The sequence below is a fragment of the Citrobacter portucalensis genome (assembly GCF_002042885.1).
Taxonomy (GTDB): Bacteria; Pseudomonadota; Gammaproteobacteria; order Enterobacterales; family Enterobacteriaceae; genus Citrobacter; species Citrobacter portucalensis.
This window is the reverse complement of sequence record NZ_MVFY01000003.1, coordinates 85,877-98,071: the sequence shown is the minus strand read 5'-3', so window position 1 is coordinate 98,071 and position 12,195 is coordinate 85,877. Positions and strand designations below refer to the sequence as shown.

Genomic DNA, 12,195 nt, shown 5'->3' with positions numbered 1-12,195 from the left:
CAACCCAGGCTCCCGGCGGGAAAATCGTCGCTGCGCGAGTTATTCGTCTTATTCCGTCTGCCTGTCGGGTCGGGGCCGAGCCTGCATCCATGCAGGCCGTCCCCTCTGCCCGCGTCCCTGCGGGCAGACCCGGTCAGCCGTCAACACCTCATCGATTTTCAGCCGGACCAGGGTGTCGCTTCAGCGCTCTGGCTTTCAGCTATATCCGTTTTGCTGTTCACAGGTATTCAAGTAAAAGCTCAGGTGGTCAGGTGTGAGCTGGTCCGGCTGAAAATTGCCGACACGTTTCCGTAAGGCCGGGAGAACCCGCAGGGATGCGGGTTCAGGGCGCGTTTTGCATGGACGCTGCCTCGCGCCCGGCCCGGTAGCCTGGAGGAATAAGTGGAGGGAACCACGAAGTGGCAATTTTCCTGCCGGGAGCCGGGATTGCTAAGGGGGCTGCGTAGCCCCCTTAGCACGTTCACTGGTGACGAGATCTCAGAGAAGCAATGAGCATAACGTGAACGGAATCGTTCTCTGAAATGCCATGTTCTCCAGCTTCAAAACGGTTGCCCGGTGGCGCTTACGCTTACCGGGCCTACAAAATCAAAGAAAATACGGTTACCCCTTCATCCACATCCGCACGCCGTCGAGGAACATCTGGGTTGCCATCATCACCAGAATCAGCCCCATCAGGCGCTCCAGCGCGTTAACCCCTTTCTCTCCCAGCAGACGTAAAAACAGCGAAGACTGCAGCAAAATCACGAATGTACCGCCCCAGGCGATCAGCAGCGCAATCACCAGATGCCCCATCTGGTTTGGGTACTGATGCGACAACAGCATTAATGAGGCCAGGATTGTCGGACCGGCGACCAGCGGAATCGCCAGCGGTACGATAAATGGCTCTTCACCAGCCGGAAGCCCGGTGCTATTCCCGGTGGCGCTGGGGAAAATCATCTTAATGGCGATCAGGAACAAAATGATGCCCCCGGAGATCGATACGGTTTCTGCACGCAGGTTAAGAAATGCCAGAATTTTCTCGCCCGCAAACAGGAATATCAGCATCACCAACAGCGCAATAAACAGCTCGCGAATCATAATCGCGCGGCGACGTTTTGGTTCGGTATGTTTCAATACGGACATGAAAATGGGCAGATTTCCGAGCGGATCCATAATCAGGATCAATAAAACTGCCGCTGAAATGATTTCATTCATAACTCAAATTCCCTGATAATTACCGCGGACTTTCTGCTTGCTTGCGCAGCGGGATAAGTCGCATTACTGATGGCTTCGCTATCATTGATTAATTTCACTTGCGACTTTGGCTGCTTTTTGTATGGTGAAGGATAGGCCAGTAGGATACTGGTTAGCATACACAGCACACATCTCTGCAGGAAAAAACGCTATGAAAAATGTTGGTTTTATCGGCTGGCGCGGTATGGTCGGCTCTGTTCTCATGCAACGCATGGTTGAGGAGCGTGACTTCGACGCCATTCGCCCTGTTTTCTTTTCTACTTCCCAGCTCGGGCAGGCGGCACCGACGTTCGGTGGCACCGCGACCGGCACACTTCAGGACGCTTTTGATCTGGATGCGCTGAAGGCGCTCGATATCATCGTGACCTGTCAGGGCGGCGATTATACCAACGAAATCTATCCAAAGCTTCGTGAAAGCGGTTGGCAGGGTTACTGGATTGATGCAGCCTCTTCGCTGCGTATGAAAGACGATGCCATCATTATTCTCGATCCGGTTAACCAGGATGTCATCACCGACGGCCTGAACAAAGGTATTAAGACCTTTGTCGGCGGCAACTGTACCGTTAGCCTGATGCTGATGTCCCTCGGTGGCCTGTTTGCCAATGACCTGGTTGACTGGGTTTCCGTAGCGACCTATCAAGCGGCTTCCGGCGGCGGCGCGCGCCATATGCGTGAACTGCTGTCTCAGATGGGTCATCTGTATGGCCATGTGGCCGAGGAACTGGCGACCCCTTCCTCTGCTATTCTCGACATCGAACGTAAAGTGACGACCCTGTCCCGCAGCGGCGAACTGCCGGTTGATAACTTTGGCGTACCGCTGGCCGGTAGCCTGATTCCGTGGATCGACAAACAGCTCGATAACGGTCAGAGCCGTGAAGAGTGGAAGGGACAGGCGGAAACCAACAAAATTCTCAACACGTCTTCCGTGATCCCGGTTGATGGTTTGTGCGTGCGCGTCGGCGCGCTGCGCTGCCACAGCCAGGCGTTCACCATTAAACTGAAAAAAGATGTGTCTATTCCGACCGTGGAAGAACTGCTGGCGGCGCACAATCCGTGGGCCAAAGTTGTACCAAACGATCGGGATATCACCATGCGTGAGTTAACCCCGGCGGCCGTTACCGGCACGCTGACCACGCCAGTAGGCCGTCTGCGTAAGCTGAACATGGGACCGGAGTTCCTGTCAGCCTTTACCGTGGGCGACCAGTTGCTGTGGGGTGCTGCGGAGCCATTGCGCCGTATGCTACGCCAATTGGCGTAATAGTTTGTTAACGATCAAGGGGTGAGGAATCACCCCTTTTTTTGCGTAATACAGGAGTAAGCGCAGATGTTTCATTTTTTACCAGGAGTAAGATAAAGCATTGGCTATTCTTTAAGGGTGACTTAGTACCGGAGGTATTAAGTTGTTGCCTGAAGGTGGGACGACGCAGAGAGGATGCACAATTGTGCTGCGCCGTTCAGGTCAAAAAAAGTGTCACTACCTGATGTCGAAAATCAGTTGGAAGGGGTGACGCCATAAAACAGGATGACAACCATGTCCGTTCGTATCGATAGAGACGTGATTAATGCGCTAATTGCAGGCCATTTTGCGGATCCTTTTTCCGTACTCGGTATGCACCAAACTGATGCTGGACTTGAAGTCCGCACCCTATTACCTGACGCCACCGAAGTGTGGGTGATCGAACCCAAAACCGGACGCAAAGTCGGCAAGCTGGATTGCCTCGACTCTCGCGGTTTTTTCTGTGCTGTACTTCCCCGCCGTAAAAATTTCTTTCGCTATCAGTTGGCCGTTGTCTGGCATGGACAGCAGAATCTGATTGATGACCCTTATCGTTTTGGCCCGCTGATCCAGGATATGGATGCCTGGCTGTTATCTGAAGGTACGCACCTGCGACCTTATGAAACGCTGGGTGCGCATGCGGATACCATGGATGGCGTAACCGGTACGCGCTTCTCAGTCTGGGCACCTAACGCTCAACGCGTGTCAGTGGTTGGGCAGTTCAACTACTGGGATGGTCGTCGCCACCCGATGCGCCTGCGCAAAGAAAGCGGTATTTGGGAGCTGTTTATCCCCGGTGCGCAGCATGGTCAACTGTATAAATACGAGATGATCGATGCGAACGGTAAGCTGCGAATCAAAGCGGACCCTTACGCCTTCGAAGCGCAAATGCGTCCGGAAACCGCGTCGCTTATCTGTGGTCTGCCGGAAAAAGTAGTGCAAAGCGAGGCGCGCAAAAAAGCCAACCAGTTTGATGCACCGATCTCTATCTATGAAGTTCACCTGGGGTCATGGCGTCGTCATACCGATAACAACTTCTGGCTGAGCTACCGCGAGCTGGCGGATCAGTTGGTGCCGTACGCCAAATGGATGGGCTTTACCCACCTCGAACTGTTGCCGATTAACGAGCATCCGTTCGACGGTAGCTGGGGCTACCAGCCTACCGGCATGTATGCGCCGACCCGTCGCTTCGGGACGCGCGATGATTTCCGTTATTTCGTGAATACCGCGCATCAGGCGGGGCTGAACGTTATTCTCGACTGGGTGCCGGGCCACTTCCCGTCGGACGACTTTGGTTTGGCTGAGTTTGATGGCACCAACCTGTATGAACACAGCGACCCGCGCGAAGGATATCACCAGGACTGGAACACGCTGATCTACAACTATGGTCGCCGTGAAGTCAGCAACTACCTGGTGGGCAACGCCCTGTACTGGATTGAACGCTTTGGTATTGACGCGCTGCGCGTGGATGCCGTGGCGTCGATGATTTATCGCGACTACAGCCGCAAAGAAGGGGAATGGATCCCAAACGAATTTGGTGGTCGTGAAAACCTCGAAGCCATTGAATTTTTGCGCAATACCAACCGCATTCTTGGCGAGCAGGTGCCTGGTGCGGTGAGCATGGCGGAAGAGTCGACCGACTTTGCCGGCGTTTCAAGACCACAGGATATGGGCGGTTTAGGGTTCTGGTATAAGTGGAACCTCGGCTGGATGCACGACACGCTGGACTACATGAAGCTGGATCCGATTCATCGTCAGTACCATCACGACAAGCTGACCTTCGGCATGCTGTACAACTACACCGAAAACTTTGTCCTGCCGCTGTCGCATGATGAAGTGGTACACGGTAAAAAATCCATTCTCGATCGCATGCCGGGAGACGCATGGCAGAAGTTTGCCAACCTGCGCGCCTACTACGGCTGGATGTGGGCCTTCCCGGGCAAGAAACTGCTGTTTATGGGCAACGAGTTTGCGCAGGGACGTGAATGGAACCATGACGCCAGCCTCGACTGGCACCTGCTGGAAGGTGGCGATAACTGGCACCACGGCGTACAGCGTCTGGTGCGCGATCTGAACCACACCTACCGTCATCACAAAGCGCTGCACGAGCTCGACTTTGACGCCTATGGCTTTGAGTGGCTGGTGGTAGATGACAACGAACGTTCGGTGCTGGCTTTCGTGCGTCGTGACAAGGTCGGCAATGAAATCATCGTGGTCAGCAACTTTACGCCTGTGCCCCGCCACGGCTATCGCTTCGGTATCAATCAGCCAGGCAAATGGCGTGAGATCCTCAATACCGACTCGATGCATTACCACGGTAGCAATACCGGCAACGGCGGTGCGGTGCACAGCGATGAAATCGCCAGCCATGGTCGTCAGCACTCACTGAGCCTCACGTTACCGCCGTTGGCAACGATCTGGCTGGTTCGGGAGGGGTAATGACGCAACTGGCAACCGGCAACGCCACCCCCCATGGTGCAACGTATGACGGCCATGGTGTCAATTTCACACTCTTCTCAGCCCACGCTGAACGCGTTGAATTATGCGTATTCGATGAGCAAGGGTGCGAACTTCGCTATGACCTGCCGGGGCGTAGCGGTGATGTCTGGCACGGCTATCTGGCCAACGCCCGGCCCGGTCTGCGCTATGGCTATCGTGTTCATGGCCCATGGCAACCGCAGCAGGGCCACCGGTTTAATCCGGCCAAGCTGCTGCTTGACCCTTGCGCCCGTCGGGTGGATGGCGAGTTAAAAGATAACCCGCTGCTGCACGGTGGGCTAAATGAACCGGATCATCATGATAATGCCACCATCGCGCTGAAGGGCGTGGTGGTGTCCGATCATTATGACTGGGAGGATGATACCCCGCCGCGCACGCCGTGGGGCAATACCGTGATTTACGAAGCGCATGTCAAAGGGTTGACATATTTGCATCCTGAGCTGCCGGAAGAGATTCGCGGAACCTACAAAGCGCTGGGCCATCCAGTGATGATCGATTACTTCAAGCGCCTCGGCATTACCGCGCTGGAGCTGCTGCCGGTGGCGCATTTTGCCAGCGAACCACGGCTTCAGCGGCTGGGGCTGTCGAACTATTGGGGCTACAACCCGGTAGCGATGTTTGCACTGCATCCGGCCTATGCCTGTTCGCCGGAGAGTGCGCTTGATGAGTTTCGCGACGCGGTAAAAGCGCTGCACAAAGCGGGGATTGAGGTCATTCTCGATATCGTTTTGAACCACAGCGCCGAACTGGATCTCGAAGGCCCCGTCTTCTCGCTGCGCGGAATTGATAACCGTAGCTATTATTGGATCAGGGACGATGGTGATTACTACAACTGGACCGGTTGTGGGAACACCCTCAATCTGAGCCATCCGGGCGTTGTGGAATACGCATGTGAATGCCTGCGCTACTGGGTTGAAACCTGCCATGTGGATGGTTTTCGTTTTGATTTGGCTTCCGTCATGGGGCGTACACCTGCGTTTCGTCAGGATGCGCCACTGTTTACCGCGATCCAAAACTGTCCGCGGCTCTCACGCGTTAAGCTGATTGCGGAACCGTGGGATATTGGTGAAGGCGGGTATCAGGTGGGGAATTTCCCCCCGCCGTTTGCCGAGTGGAATGACCATTTCCGCGATGCGACCCGACGCTTCTGGCTCCAGCGTAATCTCTCGTTGGGTGAGTTTGCCGGGCGTTTTGCCGCATCAAGCGACGTGTTTAAACGCGATGGTCGCAAGCCCAGCGCGACGGTCAATCTGGTGACTGCGCACGACGGTTTTACGCTACGCGACTGTGTGTGCTTCACAAATAAGCACAATGAAGCGAATGGTGAGGAAAATCGCGACGGCACTAGCAATAACTACAGCGACAATCATGGTAAAGAAGGATTAGGCGGCACGCTGGACCTGATTGAGCGGCGGCGCGACAGCATTCATGCGCTGTTATCCACGCTGTTGCTCTCCCAGGGGACGCCGATGTTGCTGGCGGGCGATGAGCATGGTCATAGCCAGCACGGCAACAATAACGCTTACTGCCAGGATAACGCCCTGACTTGGCTGGACTGGCAGCAGGCAAACAGCGGACTAACCACATTTACCGCTGCCCTGATCCATCTTCGCCAGCAAATTCCTGCACTAACGGGTGATCGCTGGTGGGAAGAGGGCGATGGCAATGTTCGTTGGCTGAATAAGTACGCACAACCCTTAAGTGCGGATGAGTGGCAAAACGGCCCGAGGCAGATGCAAATCCTGCTTTCAGACCGTTTTCTGATTGCAATAAATGCCACGCTTGAGGTGACAGATATCGTTTTACCTGAAGGGGAATGGTGCGCCGTTCCCCCATTTGCCGGAGAGGATAATCCGGTGCTTACGGCTGTCTGGCAGGGACCTGCGCACGGACTGTGTGTGTTCCAGAGAAGATAAAAAAGGAGTTAGTCATGGTGAGTTTAGAGAAGAACGATCGTGTAATGTTGGCGCGCCAGCTGCCATTAAAATCTGTTGCCCTGATCCTGGCCGGTGGCCGCGGTACCCGCTTAAAAGATTTAACCAACAAACGTGCCAAACCTGCTGTGCACTTTGGCGGTAAGTTCCGCATTATCGATTTTGCCTTATCCAACTGTATTAACTCCGGGATCCGCCGTATTGGCGTGATCACCCAGTACCAGTCCCACACGCTGGTGCAGCATATTCAGCGCGGCTGGTCGTTCTTTAGCGAAGAGATGAACGAGTTTGTCGATCTGCTGCCTGCCCAGCAGAGAATGCAGGGTGAAAACTGGTATCGCGGTACGGCGGATGCGGTGACCCAAAACCTGGACATCATTCGACGCTATAAAGCGGAATATGTGGTGATCCTCGCGGGCGATCATATCTACAAGCAGGACTACTCACGCATGCTTATCGACCACGTCGAGAAAGGCGCGCGTTGCACCGTGGCCTGTATGCCAGTGCCTATTGAAGAGGCCAGCGCGTTTGGCGTAATGGACGTGGACGACAGCGACAAAATTATCGAGTTTGTTGAAAAACCCGCTAACCCGCCAGCCATGCCAGGCGACCCGACCAAATCTCTTGCCAGTATGGGGATCTACGTTTTCAACGCCGATTATCTGTATGAATTGCTGGCGGAAGATGACCTCGATGAAAACTCCAGTCACGATTTCGGTAAAGACATTATCCCGAAAATCACCGAAGCTGGCATGGCGTATGCACATCCATTCCCGTTGTCCTGCGTGCAGTCTGACCCGGAATCCGAGCCGTACTGGCGTGACGTGGGTACGCTGGAAGCCTACTGGAAGGCGAACCTCGATCTGGCTTCGGTGACGCCTGAACTGGACATGTACGACCAGGACTGGCCAATCCGTACGCACATGGAATCGCTGCCACCGGCGAAATTTGTTCAGGACCGTTCCGGCAGCCACGGAATGACGCTGAACTCGCTGGTTTCTGGCGGATGCATAATTTCAGGTTCGGTGGTGGTGCAGTCCGTTCTGTTCCCGCGAGTGCGGGTGAATTCATTCTGTAACATTGATTCGGCAGTGTTGTTACCTGAAGTGTGGGTGGGACGTTCGTGCCGCTTACGTCGTTGCATTATCGACCGCGCCTGCGTTATTCCCGAAGGCATGGTGATTGGTGAAAACGCGGAAGAAGATGCGCGTCGTTTCTACCGTTCAGAGGAAGGTATTGTGCTGGTCACGCGTGAAATGCTACGCAAACTGCAGATCAAACAGGAGCGATAATGCAGGTTTTACACGTTTGTTCAGAGATGTTCCCCCTGTTAAAAACCGGGGGACTGGCGGATGTTATTGGGGCGTTACCCGCAGCGCAAATAGCGGACGGCGTGGATGCCCGCGTGCTGCTCCCGGCGTTTCCTGATATCCGTCGCGGCATTCCCGATGCGCAGGTTGTAACGCGTCGGGATACCTTCGCCGGACGTATCACGCTGCTGTTCGGGCATTTCAACGGCGTGGGTATTTACCTGATTGACGCGCCGCATCTCTATGACCGCCCCGGTAGCCCGTATCACGACACTAACCTGTTTGCGTATACCGATAACGTGCAGCGTTTTGCATTGCTGGGCTGGGTTGGCTGTGAAATGGCCTGTGGCCTTGACCCATTCTGGCGCCCGGATGTGGTGCATGCGCACGACTGGCATGCGGGTCTGGCTCCGGCGTATCTGGCGGCGCGCGGCCATCCGGCGAAATCGGTGTTCACCGTCCACAACCTGGCGTATCAAGGCATGTTTTATGCAAAGCATATGGATGACATCCAATTGCCATGGTCGTTCTTTAATGTGCACGGACTGGAGTTTAACGGGCAGATTTCGTTTTTGAAGGCAGGATTGTACTACGCCGACCACATTACGGCGGTCAGTCCGACATACGCACGGGAAATTACCGAGCCGCAGTTTGCCTACGGCATGGAAGGTCTGTTGCAGCAGCGTCATCGTGAAGGCCGTCTTTCCGGCGTGCTGAACGGCGTTGATGAAAAAATCTGGAGCCCGGAAACCGATCTCCTGCTGGCATCGCGATATACGCGCGACACGCTGGAGGAGAAGGCAGAAAACAAACGTCAGCTTCAGATAGCGATGGGACTTAAGGTCAACGATAAAGTACCGCTGTTTGCCGTGGTGAGCCGTCTGACCAGTCAAAAAGGGCTGGATCTGGTGCTGGAAGCGCTGCCGGGGTTGTTAGAGCAGGGTGGACAGTTGGCATTGCTAGGCGCGGGCGATCCGGTATTACAGGAAGGATTCCTCGCCGCGGCGGCGGAACATCCAGGACAGGTGGGTGTGCAGATCGGCTATCACGAAGCCTTCTCGCACCGCATCATGGGTGGGGCCGATGTGATATTGGTTCCCAGCCGTTTTGAGCCGTGTGGCTTAACGCAGTTGTATGGACTGAAGTACGGCACGCTGCCGCTGGTGCGGCGCACCGGTGGGCTGGCTGATACAGTCTCTGACAGTTCGCTGGAAAACCTGGCGGACGGTATCGCCAGTGGGTTTGTATTTGAAGATAGTAATGCCTGGTCGCTGTTACGCGCGATCCGGCGTGCTTTCGTATTGTGGTCCCGGCCTTCGCTTTGGCGGTTTGTACAACGTCAGGCCATGACCATGGATTTTAGCTGGCAAGTCGCGGCGAAGTCATACCGTGAGCTTTACTATCGCTTGAAATAGATATCCAGGAATCACCTATATGAATGCTCCATTTACTTATGCATCGCCCACACTCAGCGTAGAGGCACTTAAGCATTCTATTGCCTATAAGCTGATGTTCACGATTGGTAAGGACCCGGTCATTGCCAATAAACATGAGTGGCTGAACGCCACGTTGTTCGCGGTGCGCGACCGTCTCGTGGAGCGCTGGCTGCGTTCTAACCGTGCGCAATTATCTCAGGAAACTCGTCAGGTCTATTACTTGTCTATGGAGTTTCTGATTGGCCGCACGCTTTCCAATGCACTGTTATCGCTGGGCATTTATGACGATGTCAAAAATGCGCTGGAAGGTATGGGGTTGGATCTTGAAGATCTGATCGACGAAGAAAACGACCCGGGTCTTGGCAATGGCGGTCTCGGGCGCCTGGCGGCCTGCTTCCTGGACTCTCTGGCAACGCTGGGATTGCCGGGACGCGGTTACGGTATTCGTTATGACTACGGTATGTTCAAGCAGAACATTGTTGATGGCCGCCAGAAAGAGTCGCCGGACTACTGGCTGGAATACGGTAACCCGTGGGAATTCAAACGCCACAACACGCGCTACAAAGTGCGTTTTGGCGGGCGTATTCAGCAGGAAGGTAAGAAAACGCGCTGGATAGAAACCGAAGAGATCCTCGCGGTCGCCTACGACCAGATTATCCCCGGCTACGACACCGACGCCACCAACACGCTGCGTCTGTGGAATGCCCAGGCCAGTAGCGAGATTAATCTCGGTAAATTTAACCAGGGCGACTACTTTGCGGCTGTGGAAGATAAAAACCACTCCGAGAACGTCTCCCGCGTACTGTACCCGGACGACTCCACCTATTCAGGACGCGAGCTGCGGTTGCGCCAGGAGTATTTCCTGGTCTCCTCTACGGTGCAGGACATCCTGAACCGTCATTATCAGCTGCACAAAACCTACGACAATCTGGCGGATAAAATCGCCATTCACCTCAACGATACCCATCCGGTGCTGTCGATCCCTGAGCTGATGCGCTTACTGATCGATGAGCATAAGTTCAGTTGGGACGATGCGTTTGAGGTCTGCTGCCAGGTCTTCTCGTATACCAACCACACCTTGATGAGCGAAGCGCTGGAGACCTGGCCTGTCGATATGCTGGGCAAAATTTTGCCGCGCCATCTGCAAATCATCTTTGAAATCAACGACTACTTCCTGAAGACGTTGCAGGAACAGTATCCAAACGATACTGCTCTGCTGGGGCGGACGTCGATTATCGATGAATCAAACGGCCGTCGTGTGCGTATGGCATGGCTGGCGGTGGTAGTGAGCCACAAGGTTAACGGCGTTTCCGAGCTGCACTCCAACCTGATGGTGCAGTCGCTGTTTGCTGATTTTGCGAAGATTTTCCCGACTCGTTTTTGCAACGTCACCAACGGCGTGACGCCGCGCCGCTGGCTGGCGCTGGCTAACCCGTCGCTCTCTGAAGTGCTGGATGAGAACATTGGTCGCACCTGGCGAACCGATCTCAGCCAGCTCAGCGAGCTTGAGCAGCACTGCGATTACCCACTGGTAAATCAGGCGGTGCGCCGCGCGAAGCTGGAGAATAAAAAGCGTCTGGCCACGCTCATCGCCCAGCAACTGAACGTGGTGGTGAACCCGAAATCGCTGTTTGATGTGCAGATAAAGCGTATTCACGAATACAAACGCCAGTTGATGAACGTGCTGCATGTGATCACCCGCTACAACCGCATTAAGGCCGATCCTGACGCTGAGTGGGTGCCGCGTGTGAATATCTTCGCCGGTAAAGCGGCTTCTGCTTATTACATGGCGAAACACATCATTCACCTGATCAACGACGTCGCGAAAGTGATCAACAACGATCCGCAAATTGGCGACAAGCTGAAAGTGGTGTTTATCCCCAACTACAGCGTCAGCCTGGCGCAGGTGATTATTCCAGCTGCCGACCTTTCTGAACAGATTTCTCTGGCCGGGACCGAAGCCTCCGGTACCAGTAATATGAAATTTGCTCTTAACGGTGCGCTGACCATCGGGACGCTGGACGGTGCCAACGTTGAGATGCTGGAGCATGTGGGCGCAGAAAATATCTTTATCTTTGGTAATACGGCGGAAGAAGTCGAGGCTTTACGCAGCCAGGGCTACAAGCCGCGTGAGTATTACGAGAAAGACGAAGAGCTGCACCAGGTGCTGACGCAGATCGGCAGCGGCGTATTCAGCCCTGAGGAGCCGGGACGCTATCGCGACCTGGTGGATTCGCTGATTAACTTTGGCGACCACTATCAGGTTCTGGCGGATTATCGCAGCTACGTGGATTGCCAGGATAAGGTTGATGAACTGTATCGTCACCCGGAAGAGTGGACCACCAAGTCGATGATTAATATTGCCAACATGGGGTACTTCTCGTCGGACAGGACGATCAAAGAGTACGCCGAAAACATCTGGCATATTGATTCGGTGCGGTTGTAACACACGATGCCGGGGGCGCTTCGCTTGCCCGGCCTACGTTTATGCACTCTTGTAGGCCGGA

The 12,195-nt window shown here is 54.6% G+C and carries 7 protein-coding genes; 6 read left to right on the top strand and 1 reads right to left on the bottom strand.

Annotated features, from left to right (window positions below; all coding sequences use genetic code 11):
• Positions 1 to 600: 600 nt before the first annotated feature.
• Positions 601 to 1,194: an NAAT family transporter YhgN gene (gene yhgN / locus BZK40_RS05510; RefSeq protein WP_003023480.1), complete on the bottom strand. Its 594-nt coding sequence runs from the start codon at positions 1,192 to 1,194 to the stop codon at positions 601 to 603.
• Between the two features lie 190 nt (positions 1,195 to 1,384).
• On the opposite strand from yhgN, the gene asd reads away from it, so the two are divergent.
• The 6 genes from asd (at position 1,385) to glgP (ending at position 12,134) form a co-directional block, all read left to right on the top strand.
• A complete protein-coding gene (gene asd, locus BZK40_RS05505; RefSeq protein WP_003827614.1) occupies positions 1,385 to 2,491 on the top strand; it encodes an aspartate-semialdehyde dehydrogenase in 1,107 nt (368 codons plus the stop codon).
• A gap of 273 nt (positions 2,492 to 2,764) precedes the next feature.
• Positions 2,765 to 4,948 (top strand): 1,4-alpha-glucan branching enzyme, encoded by a 2,184-nt coding sequence (gene glgB / locus BZK40_RS05500; protein ID WP_079934296.1) that lies wholly within the window; start codon positions 2,765 to 2,767, stop codon positions 4,946 to 4,948.
• The gene (gene glgX, locus BZK40_RS05495) at positions 4,948 to 6,924 is read left to right on the top strand and encodes a glycogen debranching protein GlgX (protein ID WP_079934295.1); all 1,977 of its coding nucleotides are present in this window, start codon (positions 4,948 to 4,950) and stop codon (positions 6,922 to 6,924) included. The genes glgB and glgX overlap by 1 nt, the downstream gene beginning before the upstream one ends.
• Before the next feature lie 14 nt (positions 6,925 to 6,938).
• A complete protein-coding gene (gene glgC / locus BZK40_RS05490; protein WP_006687433.1) occupies positions 6,939 to 8,234 on the top strand; it encodes a glucose-1-phosphate adenylyltransferase in 1,296 nt (431 codons plus the stop codon).
• Positions 8,234 to 9,667 carry a glycogen synthase GlgA gene (glgA, locus tag BZK40_RS05485; RefSeq protein WP_003827622.1) on the top strand — a complete coding sequence of 478 codons (1,434 nt, stop codon included), beginning with the start codon at positions 8,234 to 8,236 and terminating at the stop codon, positions 9,665 to 9,667. Before glgC ends, glgA begins: the two co-directional genes overlap by 1 nt.
• Before the next feature lie 19 nt (positions 9,668 to 9,686).
• On the top strand, positions 9,687 to 12,134 hold the full coding sequence (glgP, locus tag BZK40_RS05480; protein WP_048215392.1) for a glycogen phosphorylase: 2,448 nt from the start codon (positions 9,687 to 9,689) through the stop codon (positions 12,132 to 12,134).
• Positions 12,135 to 12,195: the final 61 nt, after the last annotated feature.